The organism is Ramlibacter rhizophilus (assembly GCF_004681965.1).
Taxonomy (GTDB): domain Bacteria; phylum Pseudomonadota; class Gammaproteobacteria; order Burkholderiales; family Burkholderiaceae_C; genus Ramlibacter; species Ramlibacter rhizophilus.
In genome coordinates this window covers 166,151-185,896 of sequence record NZ_SMLL01000006.1, presented here as the reverse complement: position 1 = coordinate 185,896, position 19,746 = coordinate 166,151, and the positions used below count along the sequence as shown (strand labels likewise).

Here is a 19,746-nt window from a genome sequence, read left to right as displayed (position 1 = left end):
CCCATCCCCCTGCCAGGAGTCCCCCCGATGAACGCCTTGATCGAACGCGTGGCGCCCTATGCCACGCACATGATCCGCACCGACCATGCCCACGTGCTGGCCGCCTTCCACCAGTACCAGACCGACAGCGCGCCCCGGGTCAAGAAGGGCCTGGTGAACACGGTCTGCCTGGCGCTGGAGGTGCATGCGCAGCTCGAGGAGGAGATCTTCTATCCGGCCATGCGGGCCGTCTCCGACAGCGACTTCCTGCGCAAGGCCGTGCCCGAGCACAACGAGATGCGCCGGCTGATCACCCAGCTTCGCAACATGGAGCCCACCGACGCCGGCTACGACGGCACCTTCATGGAGCTGATGCGTGACGTGATGCACCACGTGGCCGACGAGGAGACCACCGTGCTACCGGAGGCCGAGCGGCTGATGCGCGACCGCCTCGGCGAACTCGGCGCCAAGATGACCCGGCGCCGGCTGGAGCTGATGGCCCCGCGCAGCGGCGCGATGGCCACCAACATGGCCCGGTCCCTGCCCGCCACGTCCATTGCGCTGGCCGCCGGTCTGGTCGCGGGCGGCGTGCTGCTCGGCAACCGCCTGCTTTCCAGCCGGCCGCATCGCTTCGGCAGCGGCACGCGAACGGGGGCAAGCGGCCGCTGGCTGTAGATCCCTTGCGGCGTTTCGCGTTGGAAATCCGAGACGTCGCGCAGCCGCTGATTGCCCTGTCCTACGGCTCGAGCTGTCCGCCTGGCCTAAGGTGGCGGCATGGAGATCGAGCGCCAAGCTGCGGTGAAACGCCGGCCGGCCCCTGAGGCCAAGGACTCGCCCGCTGCCCGCCGGGACGCCCCGCGCGCGCCGCTTCCGGCCGAAGTGGCCGAAGGCCGCCGCGAGGCCCGCGAACCCGAGGGGCCGAGCGAGGACGACGCCGCGCAGAAGGTCTGGGACGACCGTGCTGGCTGAAGCGCGCGCCCAGGAGCTGCGGGAGGCCCGTGCCAACCGGCGCCTCAAGATCGGCCTGTCGGCCTGCTTTTCGCACGCCGACCCCACGCGTTCCTTCTTCACCGGCAAGACGCTGCAGTACGTGGAGCAGAGCGTCGCGCACTGGCTCATGTCCTCGGGCGCGATGGTCGTCATGGTGCCCTGCCCCACCGGCAGCACGGCCCGCGGCGATGTCACCTACGAGCACTATGCGCAGTGGCTCGACGGTCTGGTGCTCCATGGCGGATCGGACGTCTGGCCCGGCAGCTACGGCGAAGTGCCCATGGAGGAGCGCTGGGCCGGCGACCGCATTCGCGACGAATACGACCAGGCGCTGGTCGCAGCCTTCGTTGCCCAAGGCAAGCCGGTCTTCGGCATCTGCCGTGGGCTGCAGTTGCTGAACGTGGCCTTCGGTGGAACGCTCTGGCAGGACATCAACACGCAGGTGCCCGAGTCCCTGGTGCACCGCGACGCCGCCATCTACGACAACAACTACCACAGCATCGACATCGTGCCGGGCACGCGCCTGGCGGCGCTGTACCCCGGCGTGCAGCGCGTGCGCGTCAACAGCATCCACCACCAGGGCATCAAGCGGCTGGCCGACGAATTCGTGGTGGAGGCCGTGAGCCACAGCGACGGCGTCATCGAGGCCATCCGCCGCAAGGACGCGGGCGCGAGCTACATCGCGGCCGTCCAGTGGCACCCGGAGTGGCACCAGCCCGGGTTGTCCGAGTCGATCGACGACACGGCGCTGCTGCGCGACTTCCTGGGGGCCGTGTCGGAGGCCAAGGCGCGCGCGGGGTGAGTGCGAAGCAAACTCCCTCCCTCTCTGGAGGAGGGTGGGGGTGGGGGCTGGCGCGCCGACAATGCCACCTCAGCGCGGCCCCCATCCCGGCCTTCCCCCAAAGGGGGAAGGGGGCTTCACCTACTGCCCCACCTGCTCCAGGTGCTTGCCCACCAGGCCGGCCAGCTCGAACATCGTCACCTGCGGCTTGCCGAACACGGCGCGCAGCTTGTCGTCGGCGTTGATCGCCCGCTTGTTCGTCGCATCCTGCAGGCCGTGGGCCTTGATGTAGTCCCACAGCTTCTTGATCACCTCGGTGCGGGCAACCGGTTCACTGCCCACCACGGCGGCGAGGGCCGGGCTGGGCCGGAGGCCTGCGGTGGTCTTGCGAGGGGCCTTGGGCGCGGCGCTCTTGGCGGCCACTGCCTTCTTGGCCGGCGCCTTCTTCGCTGGCGCCTTGCCGGCGGCGACCGTGCTCGTCTTGCCGGCGGGCGCGGCGCGCGCCGCCGACTTGGCCGCGAACTTGCCGGCGGCCTTGCGCGGCGGAAACTTGCTCGCGCGCGGCTCGAACTCGAAGTTCACCTTGCCGGCCTCGGCATCCCAGACCAGGAAGGCCTTGAACGCGCGGCGTGTGCGCGTGGACACGAACTTGTCCAGCAGGTCGGTCTTGCCGGTGGCCAGCAGCTTGTGCATCTGTTCGCGCTCGATCGGCTGCTGCAGGATGATCTGGCCGCTCTTGAAGTCGCACGAGGGCGTGGCCTGCGCGGGCGTGGGCAGGCTGTGCTCGCACACGTAGTTCTTCCCGAACTCGAACACCCGCGCGCCGCACTTGGGACAGGGGCCCAGCGCCTCCTGGCCGCTGAAGTCCACCAGCTCGCCGGTCTCGGACGGGTCGGCTTCGTCGCCGAAGTCGAACTCCAGCTTCCAGTTCCGGTCCTCCTCGCTGTAGGCGAGCGCGATCTCCGCGGTGAAGGGCCAGCCGGCCTTGGAGCGGAAGCCTTCCAGCGGTCCGATGCGCTTGTCGCGCAGGAACTGCTCCACCTCGTGCAGCTCGAAGGCGCGTCCGGCCGGCATCTTGGTAAAGGAGAAGCCGCAGGCGTCCTCGCCGGTGCCGCTCCTGCCGCTGCAGGTGTAGCGGCGGTAGTTCTCCTTGACCACGCCGCCGCAGTTGGGGCAGGGCGTCGACAGCGTGGCGTAGTCGCCGGGGACGGTGTCGCGGTCGTACTCCTTGGCCTTCTGCACGATGCGCTGCGTCATCTCCGCGATCTGCTGCATGAAGGCGTCGCGACTGAGCTGGCCGCGCTCCATCTGCGCGAGCTTGTATTCCCACTCGCCCGTGAGCTCGGGGCGCGAGAGTTCCTGCACGTCCAGCCCGCGCAGCAGCGTCATGAGCTGGAAGGCCTTGGCCGTGGGAATCAGCTCGCGGCCCTCGCGCAGCATGTACTTCTCGTTGATGAGGCCTTCGATGATGGCCGCGCGCGTGGCCGGGGTGCCCAGGCCCTTTTCCTGCATGGCCTCGCGCAGTTCCTCGTCCTCGATGTTCTTGCCGGCGGTCTCCATGGCACCCAGCAGCGTCGCTTCGCTGTAGCGCGCGGGGGGACGCGTCTTCAGGCCCTTGGCCTCCACGGCCTCGGCCAGCACCTTCTCGCCCGGCGCCACCGCAACCAGCACCTTGCTGTTCTCGTCGCCCTCGACGTCGGCTTCCTTGCCCCAGATGGCGAGCCAGCCCGGGCGGACCAGCACCTTGCCCTCGGTGCGGAAGCGATGCTGCTCCACCTGGCTGATGCGCGTGGTGACCAGGTGCTCCGCGCTCGGGAAGAACACCGACAGGAAGCGCCGCACCACCAGGTCGTAGAGCTTCTGCTCGGCATCGGACAGGCCGCTGGGGGCCTGCAGCGTCGGGATGATGGCGAAGTGGTCGCTGACCTTGGCGTTGTCGAAGATGCGCTTGCTCGGCTTGACGTAGCCCTGCTCGATGGCCTGCTTCGCGAACGGCGCGAGGTGGCCCATGCCGCTGGTCGCCAGCATCTGCATCGTCTGCTTCACGGTGCCGAGGTAATCCTCGGGCAGGGCGCGCGAGTCGGTCCGCGGGTAGGTCAGTGCCTTGTGGCGCTCGTACAGGCTCTGGGCGAGGGCCAGCGTGGTCTTGGCCGAGAAGCCGAAGCGGCCGTTGGCCTCGCGCTGCAGGGAGGTCAGGTCGAACAGCAGGGGCGAAGCCTGCGTCGTCGGCTTGGCTTCCTCCGTGACCGTGGCCCGCTTGCCGCGCACGGCGTCGGCGATGGACTGCGCCTGCTGCAGGGACCAGAGCCGGTCGGCCCGCTGCTCGGCGTCGTCCGGGTTCTTGCGCCACTGCGGGTCGAACCACTTGCCCGCGTACTCGCCCGCTTCGGCGGCGAAGGTGGCGTGCACCTCCCAGTAGTCGCGGCTGACGAACTTGCGGATCTGCTCCTCGCGCTCGACCACCACCGCCAGCGTGGGCGTCTGCACCCGGCCCACGGTGGTGAGGAAGAAGCCGCCGTCGCGCGAGTTGAATGCGGTCATGGCGCGGGTGCCGTTGATGCCCACCAGCCAGTCAGCTTCCGAGCGCGAGCGCGCGGCGTGGGCCAGGCCCTCCATCTGCCGGTCGGTGCGCAGCTTGTCGAAGCCGTCCCGGATCGCCTGCGGCGTCATGGACTGCAGCCACAGGCGCCGCACGGGCTTGCCCAGCGGCTTGGCCCCGCCGGCGTACTGCTCGATCAGCCGGAAGATCAGCTCGCCCTCGCGCCCCGCGTCGCAGGCGTTCACGAGCTCGGTGACGTCCTTGCGCCGGGCCAGCTTGACCACGGCGTTCAGGCGGCCCTTGGTCTTGTCCACGGGCTTGAGGTCGAAGTAGGGCGGGATCACCGGCAGGTGGGCGAAGCTCCACTTGCCGCGCTTGACGTCGAACTGCTCGGGCGCCTGGATCTCCACCAGGTGGCCCACGGCGCTGGTGACCACGTAGCGCTCGTTCTCGAAGTACTCGTCGTGCTTGTCGAACTTGCCCACGGCGGGCGTCAGCGCCCGCACGATGTCCTGGGCAACGGACGGTTTCTCGGCAATGACCAGTGTCTTGCTCATGTGTGTTTGATGGGGTTGGGCCCGGATTCTGAGGCGACCGGGCACCAGGTTGTTCCTACAATCGCGGCTCTCGCGCGTGCGCGCACGCGCCTGTGCACACCTTCAACTTACCAGAGTTTCCAGAGATGCCATCCACCGCCCCGGGCCGCGGCCGCAAGATCCAGGCTCGTCGCTCGGGAATCCACGGCCGCGGCGTGTTCGCGCTGCAGGACATCGCCGAGGGCGAGACCATCATCGAGTACGTGGGCGAGATCATCAGCTGGAAGGAGGCCCAGCGCCGCCACCCGCACGATCCCAGCGATCCCAACCACACCTTCTATTTCCACGTCGACGAGGACCGCGTCATCGACGCCCTGCACGGGGGCAACACCTCGCGCTGGATCAATCACTCCTGCGACCCGAACTGCGAGGCCGACGAGGTGGAGGGCCGCATCTTCATCAAGGCGCTGCGCAACATCCGCGCCGGCGAAGAGCTGAACTACGACTACGGGCTCATCATCGACGAGCCCTACACGAAGAAGCTCAAGGCCGAGTACCCCTGCTGGTGCGGCGCGGCGGACTGCCGGGGCACGCTGCTGGCCCCCAAGCGCCGGCGCTGACGATGGAGTGCGCCTGGCCGCTGCAGGCCCTGCGCGAGGAGCTCGCGCCGCTGATGCCCGGCGTGCGCGTGGAGCTCGCCCCCGAGATCGACTCCACCAACAGCGAACTCATGCGGCGCGCGCGCGCCGGCTCCACCCAGCCGGTGCTGCTGGTGGCCGAACGGCAGACCGCCGGTCGCGGTCGCCGCGGGCGGGCCTGGCAGGCCGATCCCGGCGATTCGCTCACCTTCTCCCTGGGCCTGCCGCTCGCACCGCGCGAGTGGTCGGGGCTGTCGCTTGCCGTCGGCGTGGCGGTGGCCGAGATGCTGCATCCGGCCGTTGGCCTGAAGTGGCCCAACGACCTGTGGGTCGGCGGGCACAAGCTCGGCGGCATCCTGGTGGAGACCGCCGGGACGGGCGAGGCCCTGCGCCAGGCGGTGGTGGGCGTGGGCATCAACATCGCACCCCGCGATGGCGCCGGCCTCTCGACCCCGCCGGCCGCACTGCGCGCGCTGTGGCCGCAGGCGCAGGCCGGCGAGGTGCTGCTGCGCGTGGCCGCGCCGCTGGCCCGGGCGCTCCGGGAGTTCGAGCAGGCCGGCTTCGGCGCCTTCGTGGAGCGCTACCGCGCCCGCGACCTGCTGTGGGACACCCCGGTGACCCTCAGCGACGGGCGCCTCGGCACGGCGTGCGGCGTGTCCGGATCGGGCGGGCTGCTGGTGCATACTGCGGCCGGCACGCTCTGCGTGACCAGCGAGGAGGTCAGCGTCCGACCGGCCTGAACCCTGCGCGCCGATCCCTTCTTCCATGCTCCGACCGCTCGTTCTCCTGCTGATCCTCGCCAACGCCGCCTGGTTCGCCTGGGCCCAGGGCCTGCTGCGACCCTGGGGCCTCGGGCCGGTGCCCCAGGCCGAGCCGCAGCGCCTGGAACGGCAGCTGCGCCCCGAGCTGCTGCGCGTCGGCGCCGCGGCACAGCACCTGGCGGCTCGCGCATCCGACCCGAACACCTGACCTGGAGACTTCGAATGACCCTGAAGCTGTACTTCGCCCCCGGCGCCTGTTCCTTCGTTCCGCACGTGCTGCTCGAACTCAGCGGCACGCCTTTCGAGCCGACGATGGTCAAGCTGCACAAGGGCGAGCAGAACGAGGCGGCTTACCGCGCGATCAACAGCCGCGGGCAGGTGCCCGTGCTGGTCGACGGCGACGTGGTCATCACGCAGATCCTGGCCATCATCGGCTACCTGCACGACCGCTTCCCCGAGCAGCGCTTCCTGCCCACCGAGCCCCTGGCCCGCGCCCGCGTGATGGAGCAGCTCGCCTGGTTGAACAACACCGTGCACCCGACCTTCACGCACGTCTTCATGCCCTACAAGTTCGTGGACGGCACCGAGGCCCAGGCGCAGGTCAAGGCCTTCAACGTCGGCGTCTACGCCAAGCTGCTGCAGGAGCTGGAGTCCTTCGCGGCGCGCGCCGTGGCGCAGGGCCCGTGGCTGGGTGGCGAAGCGGTCGGTCCGCTCGACGCCTATGCGCTCACGGTGCTGCGCTGGGGCGGCATCGCCGGCATCGACCCGGAGCGCTTCGTCACGCTGTGGTCCCAGGCGCAGAAGCTGGCCAAGGAACCCGCCGTGGCCCGCGTGATCGAGCGCGAGCGGCTGCAGCTCAATCTCTACAAGCCGGCCTGAGGCCAGCCGGTCACGCGATCGCGGCCGCGGGCTCGCGCGCGGTGAATCGCACGCTGATGCGCGTACCCGGCGGCGTGGCCCCGGGGTGGGCCTCGTCGATGCGGATCTCGGCGCCGTGCTGGCGCGCGATCTCCCGCACGATGGACAGGCCCAGGCCCGAGCCGTCCACGTTGGTCCCCAGGGCGCGGTAGAAGGGCTGGAACACCAGCTCGCGTTCGGAGGCGGGAATGCCCGGCCCCGTGTCTTCCACCTGCAGCACCAGCGCCTGCGCGGACGCGTCCGGTACCAGGCGCGCCGTGATCACGCCCGGCTGCTCGGCGCTGGAGGGCGTGTAGTTCAAGGCGTTGTCCAGCAGGTTGACCACGATCTCCTTGAGCAGCGTGCGGTTGCCGTGCAGGCGCACGGCAGGATCGCCCGGCTCGGGACCGTCGTAGCCCAGGTCGATGCGCTTGTCGAGCGCGCGCGGCAGCAGCTCCAGCACCGCTTCCTGCGTGATCTCGGCCAAATCGCAGCCCTGCAAGGCCACCACCGTGGCGCCGCTCGCCTCGGCGCGGGCCAGCGAGAGCAGCTGGTTGACCGTGTGGGTGGCGCGCATGCTCGCGCGGCCGATCTGCTTGAGCGACTGCTTGAGCGCCTGCGCGTTGGTGTCCTCGCGCTGCGCCAGGTCGGCCTGCATGCGCAGCCCGGCCAGCGGCGTCTTGAGCTGGTGCGCGGCGCCGGCGAGGAAGCGCTTTTGCAGCGAGATGGATTCCTTCAGGCGCGTGAGCAGGTCGTTCACCGAGGACACCAGCGGCGCCACCTCCAGCGGCACGGCCTTCTCGTCCAGCGGCGAGAGGTCGTCGGGACGGCGCGCGCGGATGCGTTCTTCCAGTTGCGACAGCGGCTTGATGCCGCGCACCAGCGCCAGCCACACCAGCAGCACCGCCAGCGGCAGGATGACGAACTGCGGCAGCATCACGCCCTTGATGATCTCGGTGGCCAGCACCGAGCGCTTGTCGCGCGTCTCGGCCACCTGCACCAGCAGCAGGTCGCCGCCGGGCAGGGCCACCCAGGTGTGGCCCACGCGCACGGGCAGGTCACGGAACACGTCGTCGCGCAGGCGCACCTCGCCCACTAGGTGCGGCTCGGTATCGGGCGGTGCCGGCATGTCGCGCTCGCCGCCCAGCGTGTCGCCCTTGGGCGCGCGGACCTGGTGGAAGACCTGGTCCGTGTCGTCGGCGGCCTGGAAGCTGCGTTCCGCGCGCGGCATGTCGAAGCCGGGTTGCTGGTCCTGCGCCGCCACGCGCTGCGCGAGCAGGTGCACGTTGTGTTCGAGCGCGCGATCAAAGGGCTTGGCGGCGATGCTCTGGGCCACCACCCAGGTCAGCGCCAGGCTGACCGGCCACAGCAGCAGCAGGGGCGTGAGCATCCAGTCGAGGATCTCCCCGAAGAGGGAGCGCTGCTCACGCTGGAAGAGGCGCATGGCTTCTTCAGCCCGGGATCTTCTCGAGGCAGTAACCCAGGCCGCGCACGGTGGCGATGCGGATCGGGCCCTTCTCGATCTTCTTGCGCAGGCGGTGGATATACACCTCGATCGCGTTGTTGCTCACTTCTTCGCCCCACTCGCACAGGCGCTCCACGAGCTGGTCCTTGCTGACCAGCCGGCCGGCGCGCTGCAGCAGCACTTCGAGCAGGCCCAGCTCGCGCGCGGACAGTTCCACCGCACGGCCGTCGATGGTGGCCACGCGCCCCGCCTGGTCGTACACCAGCGGGCCGTGGCGGATGCTGCTGCTGGTGCCGCCCATGCCGCGGCGCGTGAGTGCGCGCACGCGCGCCTCCAGCTCCTGCAGCGAGAAGGGCTTGGCCATGTAGTCGTCGGCGCCCAGGTCCAGGCCCTTGACGCGCTCTTCCACGCTGTCGGCGGCGGTGAGGATCAGCACGGGCAGCGAGGAGCCGCGTCCGCGCAGCCGGCGCAGGACCTCCAGGCCATGCAGGCGGGGCAGGTCCAGGTCGAGGATGAGGAGGTCGAACTCGTTGTTCGTCAGGAGGGCCGCATCGGCCTCGGACCCGCTGGAGACCTGGTCGGCGGCGGCGCCGGAGGCGCGCAGGCTGCGCAGCAGCGCGTCGGCCAGCACCTGGTCATCTTCGGCAATGAGGATGCGCATGGCTCGTCTCCTGTCTCGCCGCTCTCGACGCGCGCAGGAACGTGGCGGCTGTGGGCGCGATTCTAGGCCGCCGGTGCGGCCCAGGCCTCCAGGCCGATCTTCATGACCGTGGCCACGGCCTCGCCCACTTCGGCGTTGAACTCGGCCTCCGCCTGGGCGACCGCATCCCGGAAGGCCTGCAGCCAGGCCAGCCCGGCGGCCGTGAAGCACACCCGGCGGGCACGTGCGTCCAGCGGGTCGGGCTCGCGCACCACTAGGCCCCAGGCCTCGCACTGGGTCACCAGGTCGCCCATGGCCTGCTTGCTCATGCCGGCGCGCGCGGCCAGCTCGGTCAGGCGCGAGCCCTCCAGCGCGAGGTGGCGGGTCAGGTGCACGTGGGCGGCACCCACCTGCCCCCGGGCGGCCAGGTGCGACAGCGCCAGGGGCACGTCCACGTTGTGCGCCATGAGGTGCAGCACCCGCTCGTCGAAGCGGCGCGAGGCATGGCCGAGCAGGCGGCCCAGGTGGGTGGAACGCCAGCCGGCGTCGCGAATGTCGGGCATTCGCAAATGGTAAGGCAAACTGACCAAAAAACACGGGAAAGCAGCGCGACTCGCCGCTACAGTACTGGTCAGGCATCCAGCCTGTACTTTCCGCCACCGGATGCGAACACCGACTCAACGACCCCCGAAGGAGAAACCCATGGACGCGCAAGTCAAGGGCAGCAAGATCGCCGCCGCCGACACCGAGAAATCCAAGGCGCTGCAAGCCGCCCTGGCCCAGATCGAGAAGCAGTTCGGCAAGGGCACGATCATGCGCCTGGGCGAGGGCGAGAAGATCGAGGACATCCAGGTGGTCTCCACCGGCTCGCTGGGCCTGGACATCGCCCTGGGCGTGGGCGGCCTGCCGCGCGGGCGGGTGATCGAGATCTACGGCCCGGAGTCGTCCGGCAAGACCACCCTGACCCTGCAGGTCATCGCCGAGATGCAGGGCCAGGGCGGCACCTGCGCCTTCGTGGACGCCGAGCATGCGCTGGACGTGCAGTACGCGCAGAAGCTGGGCGTGAACCTGCCGGACCTGCTGATCAGCCAGCCCGACACCGGTGAGCAGGCCCTGGAGATCGTGGACAGCCTGGTGCGCTCCGGCGCCGTGGACCTGATCGTGGTGGACTCCGTCGCCGCGCTCACGCCCAAGGCCGAGATCGAGGGCGAGATGGGCGATTCCCTGCCCGGCCTGCAGGCGCGCCTCATGAGCCAGGCGCTGCGCAAGCTCACGGCCACCATCAAGAAGACCAACTGCATGGTCATCTTCATCAACCAGATCCGCATGAAGATCGGCGTGATGTTCGGCAGCCCCGAGACCACCACCGGCGGCAATGCGCTGAAGTTCTACGCCTCGGTGCGCCTGGACATCCGCCGAACCGGCACCATCAAGAAGGGCGAGGAGGCCATCGGCAACGAGACCAAGGTCAAGGTGGTCAAGAACAAGGTCTCGCCCCCCTTCAAGACGGCCGAGTTCGACATCCTCTTCGGCGAGGGCATCAGCCGCGAGGGCGAGATCATCGACATGGGCGTGACCGGGCGCATCCTGGAGAAGTCCGGCGCCTGGTATGCCTACAACGGTGAAAAGATCGGCCAGGGTCGCGACAACGCGCGCGAGTTCCTGCGCGAGAACCCCGAGCTGGCCCGCGAGATCGAGAACAAGGTCCGCGACTCGCTGGGCATCCCGCTGCTGCCGGCCAGCCTCGAGGCCGACGACAGCAAGTAAGCCGCATGCCGGCCCCGGCCCTCTCGCTCAAGGGGCGGGCGTTGCGCCTGCTCTCGCAGCGCGAGCACTCGCGCCGGGAGCTCGAACGCAAGCTGGCCGCGCACGAGGAAGAAGCGGGGCAGCTGCAGCGCGTCCTCGACGAGCTGCAGGCCAAGGGCTTCATCAGCGAGGAGCGGGTGGTGGAGTCGGTGCTGCACCGCCGCGCGCCGCGCCTGGGCGCGCTGCGCATCCGGCAGGAGCTGCAGGCCAAGGGGCTGGATGGCGAGCGCATTGCGCAGGCCATCGCGCAGTTGCGCGGCACGGAAGTGGCGCGGGCGCGGGAGGTCTGGCAAAGGCGTTTCGGCGAGCTGCCACAGGATGCGGCGCAGCGCATGAAGCAGGCGAGGTTCCTGGCCGCGCGCGGGTTCGGCGGCGAGGTGATCCGGAAGGTGCTGGGCGGCGAGGTCTTGGAGGAGTAGGGCGCTGCCGTGTCAGTGGCTTGGCTGGCGCGCGGGGCCCCCACCCCGACCCTCCCCCAGCGGGGGAGGGGGGTCTTGCACCTTCTCCCTCTGGGGGAAGGCTGGGATGGGGGCTCCCCCGGTTCAGACGCCCAGCATCAGCCGCAGGTTCTGCACCGCCGCCCCGCTCGCGCCCTTGCCCAGGTTGTCCAGCCGGGCGACCAGCACCGCGTGGTGGTGGTCCATGTTGTGGAAGACGCGCAGCTCCATCCGGTTGCTGTCGTTCAGGGCCAGCGCATCGAGCTTGCCGCTCTCGGTGGGCGGCTCCACGCTGACCCACTCGCTGCCGGCGTAGTGCCGTGCCAAGGCTTCGTGCAGGTCCTGCGGCGCGGGCTTGCCGGGCAGCAGGTCCAGGTGCAGCGGCAGTTGCACCAGCATGCCCTGGCGGAAGTTGCCGACCGAGGGCGTGAAGATGGGCCGGCGCGTCAGGCCCGTGTACTTCATGATCTCGGGCAGGTGCTTGTGCTTCAGGCCCAGGGCGTAGAGCTCGAAGGCCGGTGCGCGTCCCTGCTCGTAGTCCTCGATCATGGTGCGGCCGCCGCCCGAGTAGCCGCTGACGGAAGGCAGGGCGAGCGGCCAGTCGGCGGGCAGCAGGCCAGCGTCCACCAGCGGGCGCACCAGCGCGATCGCGCCGGTGGCGTAGCAGCCGGGGTTGCTCACCCGCCGGGCCTGGGCCACCGCCTCGCGCTGCCCGGGCGCGAGCTCGGGGAAGCCATAGACCCAGCCTTCGGCCGTGCGGTGCGCGGTGGACGCATCGATGATCCGGGGGCCGCGGCCCTGTTCACGCTCGATGGCATCGACCATGGCGGAAGATTCGCGCGCCGCGTCGTCGTGAAGGCAGAGGATGACCAGGTCCACGCCGGCCATCAGATCGCGCTTGGCCGCCGGGTCCTTGCGGCGCTCGGGGGCGATGCTGACCAGCTCGACCTCGGCCATTTTGTCGAGTCGCTCGCGGATCTGCAGACCGGTGGTGCCGGCTTCGCCGTCGATGAAAACTTTAGGCATGGAAAGCTCCCGTGGCAGGGCCGCTTCCCCACGGATGAGCGGCAGTTTGTCGCAGCGCACCATGATACAGTCGCCGGTTGCTGCTTCGGCACCCGCACCCCGGCCTGCCATCTTCGCGCCGGGACTCCCCCCAGTTTCCCGAGAGACACCCTCATGAAGATTCACGAGTACCAAGGCAAGGAGATCTTGCGCAACTTCGGCGTGCCCGTGCCGCGTGGCATTCCGGCATTCACCGTGCAGGAAGCGGTGGAAGCCGCGCAGAAGCTCGGTGGCCCGGTGTGGGTGGTCAAGGCGCAGATCCACGCGGGCGGCCGCGGCAAGGGTGGCGGCGTGAAGGTGGCCAAGTCGATCGAGGACGTCAAGCGCCTGGCCGGCGACATCCTGGGCATGCAGCTCAAGACCCACCAGACCGGCCCGGAGGGCCAGAAGGTGCGGCGCCTGTACATCGAGGACGGGGCCGACATCCAGAAGGAGTACTACGTCTCGGTCGTGACCGACCGCGCGACGCAGAAGGTCGCCTTCATCGCCTCCAGCGAGGGCGGCATGGACATCGAGGAAGTGGCGCACTCTTCGCCCGAGAAGATCATCACCGTCTTCGTCGATCCGCTCGCGGGCCTGACCGACGCGCAGGCCAAGGAAATCGCCGACGGCATCGCCATTCCCGCGGACTCCACCGCCCAGGCCGTGGACGTGTTCAAGAAGCTGTACCGCTGCTACATGGAGACGGATGCCTCGCTGGTCGAGATCAATCCGCTCAATCGTGACGGCAAGGGCACCATCACCGCCCTGGACGCCAAGTTCAACTTCGATTCCAACGCGCTGTTCCGCCACCCCGAGATCGTCGCCCTGCGCGATCTCGACGAAGAGGACCCGGCCGAGATCGAAGCCAGCAAGTTCGACCTGGCCTACATCAGCCTGGACGGCAACATCGGCTGCCTGGTCAATGGCGCCGGCCTGGCCATGGCCACCATGGACACCATCAAGCTGTTCGGCGCCGAGCCGGCCAACTTCCTCGACGTGGGCGGCGGCGCCACCCCGGAGAAGGTGACCGAGGCCTTCAAGATCATGCTGAAGAACCCCAAGGTGAAGGCCATCCTGGTCAACATCTTCGGCGGCATCATGCGCTGCGACACCATCGCCACCGGCGTCATCACCGCCTGCAAGGCCGTGAACCTGAACGTGCCGCTGGTGGTGCGCATGAAGGGCACCAACGAGGAACTGGGCAAGAAGATGCTGGCCGAATCGGGCCTGCCCATCATCAGCGCGGACACCATGGCTGAAGCGGCCCAGAAGGTCGTCGCCGCCGTCAAGGCTTGAAGGAATTCCCATGTCGATCTACATCAACAAAGACACCAAGGTCATCACCCAGGGCATCACGGGCAAGACCGGCCAGTTCCATACCGAGAAGTGCCAGGAATACGCCAACGGCAAGAACTGCTTCGTCGCCGGCGTGAACCCCAAGAAGGCCGGCGAGAAGATCTTCGACATCCCGATCTTCGGTTCCGTGAAGGAAGCGGCCGCCCAGACCGGTGCCACGGTCTCCGTGATCTACGTGCCGCCCGCGGGCGCTGCCGCCGCCATCTGGGAGGCCGTGGAGGCCGACCTGGACATGGCCATCTGCATCACCGAGGGCATCCCGGTGCGCGACATGCTCGAAGTGCGCAACAAGATGAAGGCCAAGGAGGCCGCCGGCGGCAAGCGGACGCTGCTGCTCGGCCCCAACTGCCCGGGCCTCATCACGCCCGACGAGATCAAGATCGGCATCATGCCCGGCCACATCCACCGCAAGGGACGCATCGGCGTGGTCTCGCGCTCGGGCACGCTCACGTATGAAGCCGTGGCCCAGCTCACCGAGATCGGCCTGGGCCAGTCCAGCGCCGTGGGCATCGGCGGCGACCCGATCAACGGCCTCAAGCACATCGACGTCATGAAGGCCTTCAACGACGACCCGGACACCGACGCCGTGATCATGATCGGCGAGATCGGCGGTCCCGACGAAGCCGAGGCCGCGCGCTGGTGCAAGGACCACATGAAAAAGCCCATCGTCGGCTTCATCGCCGGCGTGACGGCGCCCCCCGGCAAGCGCATGGGCCATGCCGGCGCGCTGATCTCCGGCGGCGCCGACACGGCCGACGCCAAGCTCGCCGTCATGGAGGAGTGCGGCTTCAAGGTCACGCGCAACCCGTCCGAGATGGCCAAGCTGCTCAAGGGCCTGCTTTAATCGCTGTCCGCCGGGTGTGGTGATCCACAACCCAGGGCCGGTTGTCCTCGCCGACAATCGGCCCTTTGTCCGTCCCTTCATTGCTGAACTGACCGCCGGCTTCGCTCGGCGCACAACAACATCATGGAAGCATTTGCCTCACCCGCCTTCTGGGTCGCCGTCGGCCAGATCATCCTCATCGACATCCTGCTGGGTGGTGACAACGCCGTCGTCATCGCGCTGGCCTGCCGGGGCCTGCCGCCCGCGCAGCGCAAGATGGGCATCATCTACGGCACGGCCGGTGCCATCATCCTGCGCGTCATCCTCATCGCGTTCGCGCTCGCCCTGCTGGCGGTACCGTACCTGAAGCTGGTCGGCGCCGTGCTGCTGGTCTGGATCGGCGTCAAGCTGCTGGTGCCGCAGGACGAGGACTCCCACGCCAACATCAGCCCCAGCGACAAGCTCTGGGGCGCGGTGAAGACCGTGATCGTGGCGGACCTGGTCATGAGCGTCGACAACGTGCTGGCCATCGCGGGCGCCGCCGAAAGCGCGGGCAACCACCAGATGGGCCTGGTGATCTTCGGCCTGCTGGTGAGCATCCCCATCATCGTGGCCGGCAGCCAGATCGTGCTGAAGCTGATGGACCGCTTCCCCATCATCATCACCCTGGGCGGCATGCTGCTGGGCTGGATCGCGGGCCAGATGGCCTACACCGACCCGGCCGCCAAGCCCTACCTGCCCGCCGACAAGACCTGGGAGTACGCGACAGCCGCGGCAGGCGCGCTGCTCGTCCTGGCCCTCGGCAAGATCGTGTCGAAGGTGCGGGCCAACCGCGGCTCGGCGGCGGCCTGAGGAACGGACCGGTCGGTGGCACGCCTTCGCGGCCGCCGACCGAGGCGACTCATCGCGCCTGTTGGCTGCCCACCGCACCCGGGGCCTGTTACAACGGCCGGGCGCCCGGCGTCCTTGTAAGCGTCTGTAAGCTCTGCTAACGTGGGCTCCGGTTCCGGCGCAGGCGCAGGGCGGCGGGGCCGCCCGCCTGCGATCGGCGAATGGGACTTCGGGTGGGCAGGCTAACTTCCAAGCGACTTGGCGCCGTCTGGCGCACCGAACCGCTGCTCGCGGCGGCGGTGGTGGTGGCCGTGCTGGCGCTGCACCTGGGCACCGACGCCATCGCCACCCTGGAGCGGCGCTTCTTCGACTTCGCCAGCACGCTGCGCGACCGCACCCCCTCCGACCGCGTCGCGATCATCGCCATCGACGACGCCAGCCTGGCCGCCATGGGCCGCTGGCCTTGGCCGCGCGACGTGCATGCGCGGCTCATCGACCAGCTCGCCGCCGGCGGGGCCAAGGTCGTGGTCCACACCTCGCTCTTCGTCGAGCCGCAGGCGGACCGGGGCCTGGCTTACGTGCAGCGACTCAAGCGCCTGCTGCCGCCCGCGCCCGGGACCGAGATCGCCGCCCTGCTCGCGCAGGCGGAGCGTGCGCTGGACCCGGATGCCGTGCTGGCCGACAGCCTGGCCCGCTCCGGCCAGGTCCTCCTGCCCGCGGTCCTGACCCTGGGCGAACCGCTCGGCCGCCCGGACCGCCCGTTGCCCGCCTGGGCGACGCGCAGCGCCCTGCCGCCCGCGCCCGGCCACATGCCGGCGGCGCGTGATGCGCTGGTCCCCATCGAGCCGATCGGTGCCGCCGCGGCCGGCATCGGCCACCTCAACCACCTCACCGACGTCGATGGCGCCGTGCGCGAGCTGCCCCTGCTGCTCGACTTCGATGGCCGCGCGGTACCTTCCATCGCCCTGCTGGCCGTTGCCCGCGCACTGAACCTGCAGCCTGCCGACATCCGCCTCGGCCCGGGGCAGGACATCCGCCTGGGCGGGCTGCGCATCCCCACCGACGAGCAGGCGCGCGTGCTGCCGCAGTTCTACGCCGGCACGGGCAAGCCTGCGTTTTCGATCGATGCCTTCCACGAGGTCGCTTCCGGCCGCATCGACGCGAGCCGGTATGCGGGCAAGATCGTCCTGGTCGGCGCCACCGCCGCGGGCGTGGGCAGCTTCTTCGCGGTACCGGGCCATCCGGCGCTCGCGCCCGTGGAGATGCTGGCGCACATCACCTCCAGCCTGCTGCAGGCGGACTCCATGGTCCAGCCGGCCTGGGCCGGCTGGGTCGCGACGCTGCTGGTGGGGCTGGTGGCGCTGTACCTGCTGGCGCTGCTCGGGCGCCTCTCGGCCCGCCAGGGTGCCTGGGCCACCGGCCTCCTGTTCGCGGGCCTGCTGGGGGCCGAGTTGCTGCTGCTCACGCGCAGCGCCACCTGGGTGCCCATGATGCTGCCGGCCACGCTGCTGCTGGCCGGCCACCTGGCCCTGACCACCCGCCGCTTCCTCCAGACCGAAGCCGGCAAGCGCCGCGCCGACGACGAAACCGCCGAGGCCCACCGCATGATGGGCCTGGCCCTGCAGGGCCAGGGCCAGCTGGACATGGCCTTCGACCGCTTCCGCCGCGTGCCCCTCGGCGAGGCAGTGATGGACAACCTGTACAGCCTCGCCCTCGATTTCGAACGCAAGCGCCAGTACAACAAGGCCGAGGCCATCTACCGCCACATGGCCGGCTGGGATGCAAGCTATAAGGACCTGCCATCGCGGCTCGCGCGAGCGCAGCGCTTGGCAGACACGGTCATGCTGTCGGGCGGGGGCGAGACCGCGGCCACGCTGGCCTTGGGTGGCGAGGGAGTCGAGCGGCCCATGCTCGGGCGCTACCAGCTGGAAAAGGAGCTGGGCAAGGGCGCTATGGGCGTGGTGTACCTCGGGCGCGACCCGCGCATCGGGCGCGCCGTGGCCATCAAGACCCTGGCGCTCGGCAAGGAGTTCGCCGGTCCCGAGCTGGACGAGATCCGCGAACGCTTCTTCCGCGAAGCCGAGACGGCCGGGCGCCTCGCGCACCCGGACATCGTGACCATCTACGACGCCGGCGAAGAGCACGACCTGGCCTACATCGCCATGGAGCTGCTCCAGGGCCACGACCTCACGCGGCACTGCGATCCGCAGCAGCTGCTGCCCGCGCGCACGGTGCTGTCCATCGCCGCGCGCGTGGCCGAGGCCCTGGCCTATGCGCACGCGCAGGGCGTGGTGCACCGGGACGTCAAGCCCGGCAACATCATGTACGAGCCGCGGTCCGACCAGGTCAAGGTCACGGACTTCGGCATCGCCCGCGTCATGGACGCGAGCCGCACCCGCACCGGCACCCTGCTGGGCACGCCCAACTACATGTCGCCCGAGCAGCTCGCCGGCCTGCCGGTGGCCGGCAGCTCGGACCTCTATTCCCTGGGCGTGGCCCTCTACCAGCTGCTCACCGGTCGCCTGCCCTTCGAAGGCGACTCGCTGGCCGCGGTCATGTATGCGGTGGCCCACCACCCGGCGCCCGACCTGCGCGAGCACGCGCCTTCAATGCCGCAGCCGCTCGCCGAGCTCGTCGCGCGCGCGCTTGCCAAGCACCCGGAGGCGCGCCTGCCCGACGGCCTGGTCTTCGCCGCCGAACTGCGCGCCTGCGTGGCGCTGCTCGCGCCGGCAGCACCGGCCGCCTCCGCACCGCAGGCCGGCGCATGAACTACCGCTTCTGCGCCCGCAGCGACGCAGGCCTCACCCGGCCGAACAACGAGGACTCGGTCACCGTCGATGCCGACCAGCGCCTGGCGGTGCTGGCCGACGGCATGGGCGGCTACAACGCCGGCGAGGTTGCCAGCGGCATGGCCACCACCTTCATCCGCAGCGAGCTGGGCCGCTGGCTGGCGCAGGCGGGTGGCCGCGCCAACGCCCGCGAGCTGCGGCGCGCACTGGAGATCTGCGTGGAGAACGCGAACCGCGCCATCTTCAACGCCGCGCATGCCAACCGCCAGTACGAAGGCATGGGCACGACGCTGGTGCTGGCCGTCTTCCAGGACCGCCGCTTGGTCCTGGGGCACATCGGGGACTCGCGCTGCTATCGCCTGCGCGGCGGGCGACTGGTGCAGCTCACGCGCGACCACTCGCTGCTGCAGGAGCAGCTCGACGCCGGCCTCATCACGGCCGACCAGGCCGCCACCTCCACGCAGCGCAACCTGGTCACCCGGGCCCTGGGCGTGGAGGACACCGTGCTGCTGGAGCTGGCCGAGCACCGGGTGGAAGCGGGCGACTGCTACCTGCTCTGCTCGGACGGCCTGAACGACATGGTCGACGACCAGGGCATCGCGGCGATCCTGCAGATGCAGGCGGACCTCGAGCACAAGGCCGACCGGCTGGTGGAGACGGCCAATGCGAACGGCGGGCGGGACAATGTCTCGGTCGTGCTGGCCTGCGCCGAGGCCGGCGGACCTCGCCGGGGGCTGCTGTCGCGGCTGCTGGGACAATGAGCCCGGCCGAACGGCCCCACAGGCTTATTCAAAGACAAGGACCAGGAGCGGGACCATGCCGAAGATGATCATGTCGATCGACGGTGTCGTCATCAAGGAAATCCAGATCACCAAGGACCGGACCACCCTCGGGCGCCGGCCCTACAACGATGTCGTGATCGACAACCTCGCGGTCAGCGGGGAGCACGCGGTGGTGCACATGACCGCGGAGGGTGTTTTCCTTGAGGACTTGAACAGCACCAACGGAACCTACGTCAACGGGAAGGCGGTCAAGCGCCAGGCCCTGCAGCCCGAAGACGTGGTGGAGATCGGCCGCTACCGCATCAAGTACCTGGCCGAGGCGCCGGCGCCGGGCGCGCAGGAGCAGGCGAGCGCGGCGCCGCAGGCGGCTGCGCAGCCGCCTGCCAGCCCGCAGGCGTTCGTCAAGGTCCTTTCCGGCGCCGCCACGGGGCGCGAGGTGCCGCTCGTCAAGGTGGTCACCACCCTGGGCAAGCCGGGCGTGGCGGTGGCCGCGATCACGCGGCGCGCCCACGGCTTCAGCGTCAACCACGTGGACGGCGAGCTGCGGCTGGTCCTCAACGGCGAGCCGATCGGCGCCGAGCCCGTCACGCTGCAGGCCGGCGACGTGCTGGAGCTGGCCGGCACGCGCATGCAGTTCGTGCAGGCCTGA

General features: G+C 69.8%; 20 protein-coding genes. 15 read left to right on the top strand and 5 right to left on the bottom strand.

Translation table 11 applies throughout. From position 1 onward, the window contains the following. Positions 1-27: 27 nt before the first annotated feature. The 3 genes from EZ242_RS15825 (at position 28) to EZ242_RS15815 (ending at position 1,771) form a co-directional block, all read left to right on the top strand. Positions 28-654 (top strand): hemerythrin domain-containing protein, encoded by a 627-nt coding sequence (locus tag EZ242_RS15825; protein WP_135286152.1) that lies wholly within the window; start codon positions 28-30, stop codon positions 652-654. A 99-nt stretch (positions 655-753) separates the two neighbouring features. Beyond that, a complete protein-coding gene (locus tag EZ242_RS15820; RefSeq protein WP_135286150.1) occupies positions 754-948 on the top strand; it encodes a hypothetical protein in 195 nt (64 codons plus the stop codon). Further along, positions 938-1,771 (top strand): gamma-glutamyl-gamma-aminobutyrate hydrolase family protein, encoded by an 834-nt coding sequence (locus EZ242_RS15815; RefSeq protein WP_135286149.1) that lies wholly within the window; start codon positions 938-940, stop codon positions 1,769-1,771. The genes EZ242_RS15820 and EZ242_RS15815 overlap by 11 nt, the downstream gene beginning before the upstream one ends. A gap of 120 nt (positions 1,772-1,891) precedes the next feature. Here the strand turns inward: EZ242_RS15815 and EZ242_RS15810 are convergent, their stop codons facing one another. Then, the gene (locus EZ242_RS15810; protein ID WP_135286147.1) at positions 1,892-4,846 is read right to left on the bottom strand and encodes a DNA topoisomerase III; all 2,955 of its coding nucleotides are present in this window, start codon (positions 4,844-4,846) and stop codon (positions 1,892-1,894) included. A 125-nt stretch (positions 4,847-4,971) separates the two neighbouring features. Here EZ242_RS15810 and EZ242_RS15805 point away from each other — a divergent pair, with 125 nt between their 5' ends. From EZ242_RS15805 to EZ242_RS15790, 4 genes are read left to right on the top strand one after another with little or no spacing between them, the layout of a single operon-like run. After that, on the top strand, positions 4,972-5,445 hold the full coding sequence (locus EZ242_RS15805) for an SET domain-containing protein (protein ID WP_135286145.1): 474 nt from the start codon (positions 4,972-4,974) through the stop codon (positions 5,443-5,445). A 2-nt stretch (positions 5,446-5,447) separates the two neighbouring features. Next, on the top strand, positions 5,448-6,203 hold the full coding sequence (locus tag EZ242_RS15800) for a biotin--[acetyl-CoA-carboxylase] ligase (protein ID WP_135286144.1): 756 nt from the start codon (positions 5,448-5,450) through the stop codon (positions 6,201-6,203). 25 nt (positions 6,204-6,228) lie between these two features. Then, positions 6,229-6,432 carry a hypothetical protein gene (locus EZ242_RS15795; RefSeq protein ID WP_135286143.1) on the top strand — a complete coding sequence of 68 codons (204 nt, stop codon included), beginning with the start codon at positions 6,229-6,231 and terminating at the stop codon, positions 6,430-6,432. A 14-nt stretch (positions 6,433-6,446) separates the two neighbouring features. Next, positions 6,447-7,103: a glutathione S-transferase family protein gene (locus tag EZ242_RS15790; RefSeq protein ID WP_135286142.1), complete on the top strand. Its 657-nt coding sequence runs from the start codon at positions 6,447-6,449 to the stop codon at positions 7,101-7,103. Positions 7,104-7,113: 10 nt separating this feature from the next. Here EZ242_RS15790 and EZ242_RS15785 read toward each other — a convergent pair whose 3' ends face one another. From EZ242_RS15785 to EZ242_RS15775, 3 genes are all read right to left on the bottom strand, one after another. Then, on the bottom strand, positions 7,114-8,565 hold the full coding sequence (locus tag EZ242_RS15785) for a sensor histidine kinase (RefSeq protein ID WP_135286141.1): 1,452 nt from the start codon (positions 8,563-8,565) through the stop codon (positions 7,114-7,116). A gap of 7 nt (positions 8,566-8,572) precedes the next feature. After that, positions 8,573-9,247, bottom strand: coding sequence for a response regulator transcription factor (locus tag EZ242_RS15780; RefSeq protein ID WP_135286140.1), 675 nt, complete (start codon positions 9,245-9,247; stop codon positions 8,573-8,575). 62 nt (positions 9,248-9,309) lie between these two features. Further along, the gene (locus tag EZ242_RS15775) at positions 9,310-9,789 is read right to left on the bottom strand and encodes a MarR family winged helix-turn-helix transcriptional regulator (protein ID WP_135286139.1); all 480 of its coding nucleotides are present in this window, start codon (positions 9,787-9,789) and stop codon (positions 9,310-9,312) included. A 139-nt stretch (positions 9,790-9,928) separates the two neighbouring features. Between EZ242_RS15775 and recA the strand changes: the two genes are divergently transcribed. Together recA and recX are read left to right on the top strand one after the other, a co-directional pair. Beyond that, positions 9,929-10,993 (top strand): recombinase RecA, encoded by a 1,065-nt coding sequence (recA, locus tag EZ242_RS15770; RefSeq protein WP_135286138.1) that lies wholly within the window; start codon positions 9,929-9,931, stop codon positions 10,991-10,993. Positions 10,994-10,998: 5 nt separating this feature from the next. Continuing rightward, positions 10,999-11,451 carry a recombination regulator RecX gene (recX, locus tag EZ242_RS15765; RefSeq protein ID WP_135286137.1) on the top strand — a complete coding sequence of 151 codons (453 nt, stop codon included), beginning with the start codon at positions 10,999-11,001 and terminating at the stop codon, positions 11,449-11,451. A gap of 123 nt (positions 11,452-11,574) precedes the next feature. Here recX and argC read toward each other — a convergent pair whose 3' ends face one another. Continuing rightward, the gene (gene argC / locus EZ242_RS15760; protein WP_135286136.1) at positions 11,575-12,495 is read right to left on the bottom strand and encodes an N-acetyl-gamma-glutamyl-phosphate reductase; all 921 of its coding nucleotides are present in this window, start codon (positions 12,493-12,495) and stop codon (positions 11,575-11,577) included. Between the two features lie 153 nt (positions 12,496-12,648). On the opposite strand from argC, the gene sucC reads away from it, so the two are divergent. The 6 genes from sucC to EZ242_RS15730 all read left to right on the top strand — a co-directional run bounded on the left by sucC (position 12,649) and on the right by EZ242_RS15730 (position 19,746). Next, positions 12,649-13,812: an ADP-forming succinate--CoA ligase subunit beta gene (sucC, locus tag EZ242_RS15755; RefSeq protein ID WP_135286135.1), complete on the top strand. Its 1,164-nt coding sequence runs from the start codon at positions 12,649-12,651 to the stop codon at positions 13,810-13,812. Between the two features lie 10 nt (positions 13,813-13,822). Then, on the top strand, positions 13,823-14,716 hold the full coding sequence (gene sucD, locus EZ242_RS15750; RefSeq protein ID WP_135286134.1) for a succinate--CoA ligase subunit alpha: 894 nt from the start codon (positions 13,823-13,825) through the stop codon (positions 14,714-14,716). Between the two features lie 123 nt (positions 14,717-14,839). After that, positions 14,840-15,547, top strand: coding sequence for a TerC family protein (locus EZ242_RS15745; protein ID WP_135286133.1), 708 nt, complete (start codon positions 14,840-14,842; stop codon positions 15,545-15,547). A gap of 212 nt (positions 15,548-15,759) precedes the next feature. Then, the gene (locus EZ242_RS15740) at positions 15,760-18,294 is read left to right on the top strand and encodes a CHASE2 domain-containing serine/threonine-protein kinase (protein ID WP_240787118.1); all 2,535 of its coding nucleotides are present in this window, start codon (positions 15,760-15,762) and stop codon (positions 18,292-18,294) included. Further along, positions 18,291-19,076: a Stp1/IreP family PP2C-type Ser/Thr phosphatase gene (locus tag EZ242_RS15735; RefSeq protein ID WP_135286131.1), complete on the top strand. Its 786-nt coding sequence runs from the start codon at positions 18,291-18,293 to the stop codon at positions 19,074-19,076. The genes EZ242_RS15740 and EZ242_RS15735 overlap by 4 nt, the downstream gene beginning before the upstream one ends. A gap of 55 nt (positions 19,077-19,131) precedes the next feature. Next, positions 19,132-19,746, top strand: a complete 615-nt coding sequence (locus EZ242_RS15730; RefSeq protein ID WP_135286130.1) for an FHA domain-containing protein — start codon at positions 19,132-19,134, stop codon at positions 19,744-19,746.

What these genes read in the sequence shown, in the direction of transcription:
- EZ242_RS15805 (WP_135286145.1), top strand. Translation starts at nt 4,972, where the DNA reads ATGCCATCCACCGCCCCGGGCCGCGGCCGCAAGATCCAGGCTCGTCGC.
- EZ242_RS15795 (WP_135286143.1), top strand. Translation starts at nt 6,229, where the DNA reads ATGCTCCGACCGCTCGTTCTCCTGCTGATCCTCGCCAACGCCGCCTGG.
- EZ242_RS15780 (WP_135286140.1), bottom strand. Translation starts at nt 9,247, where the DNA reads ATGCGCATCCTCATTGCCGAAGATGACCAGGTGCTGGCCGACGCGCTG.
- EZ242_RS15735 (WP_135286131.1), top strand. Translation starts at nt 18,291, where the DNA reads ATGAACTACCGCTTCTGCGCCCGCAGCGACGCAGGCCTCACCCGGCCG.
- recX (WP_135286137.1), top strand. Translation starts at nt 10,999, where the DNA reads ATGCCGGCCCCGGCCCTCTCGCTCAAGGGGCGGGCGTTGCGCCTGCTC.
- sucD (WP_135286134.1), top strand. Translation starts at nt 13,823, where the DNA reads ATGTCGATCTACATCAACAAAGACACCAAGGTCATCACCCAGGGCATC.
- EZ242_RS15820 (WP_135286150.1), top strand. Translation starts at nt 754, where the DNA reads ATGGAGATCGAGCGCCAAGCTGCGGTGAAACGCCGGCCGGCCCCTGAG.
- EZ242_RS15775 (WP_135286139.1), bottom strand. Translation starts at nt 9,789, where the DNA reads ATGCCCGACATTCGCGACGCCGGCTGGCGTTCCACCCACCTGGGCCGC.
- recA (WP_135286138.1), top strand. Translation starts at nt 9,929, where the DNA reads ATGGACGCGCAAGTCAAGGGCAGCAAGATCGCCGCCGCCGACACCGAG.
- EZ242_RS15745 (WP_135286133.1), top strand. Translation starts at nt 14,840, where the DNA reads ATGGAAGCATTTGCCTCACCCGCCTTCTGGGTCGCCGTCGGCCAGATC.
- EZ242_RS15810 (WP_135286147.1), bottom strand. Translation starts at nt 4,846, where the DNA reads ATGAGCAAGACACTGGTCATTGCCGAGAAACCGTCCGTTGCCCAGGAC.
- sucC (WP_135286135.1), top strand. Translation starts at nt 12,649, where the DNA reads ATGAAGATTCACGAGTACCAAGGCAAGGAGATCTTGCGCAACTTCGGC.
- argC (WP_135286136.1), bottom strand. Translation starts at nt 12,495, where the DNA reads ATGCCTAAAGTTTTCATCGACGGCGAAGCCGGCACCACCGGTCTGCAG.
- EZ242_RS15790 (WP_135286142.1), top strand. Translation starts at nt 6,447, where the DNA reads ATGACCCTGAAGCTGTACTTCGCCCCCGGCGCCTGTTCCTTCGTTCCG.
- EZ242_RS15800 (WP_135286144.1), top strand. Translation starts at nt 5,448, where the DNA reads ATGGAGTGCGCCTGGCCGCTGCAGGCCCTGCGCGAGGAGCTCGCGCCG.
- EZ242_RS15825 (WP_135286152.1), top strand. Translation starts at nt 28, where the DNA reads ATGAACGCCTTGATCGAACGCGTGGCGCCCTATGCCACGCACATGATC.
- EZ242_RS15785 (WP_135286141.1), bottom strand. Translation starts at nt 8,565, where the DNA reads ATGCGCCTCTTCCAGCGTGAGCAGCGCTCCCTCTTCGGGGAGATCCTC.
- EZ242_RS15730 (WP_135286130.1), top strand. Translation starts at nt 19,132, where the DNA reads ATGCCGAAGATGATCATGTCGATCGACGGTGTCGTCATCAAGGAAATC.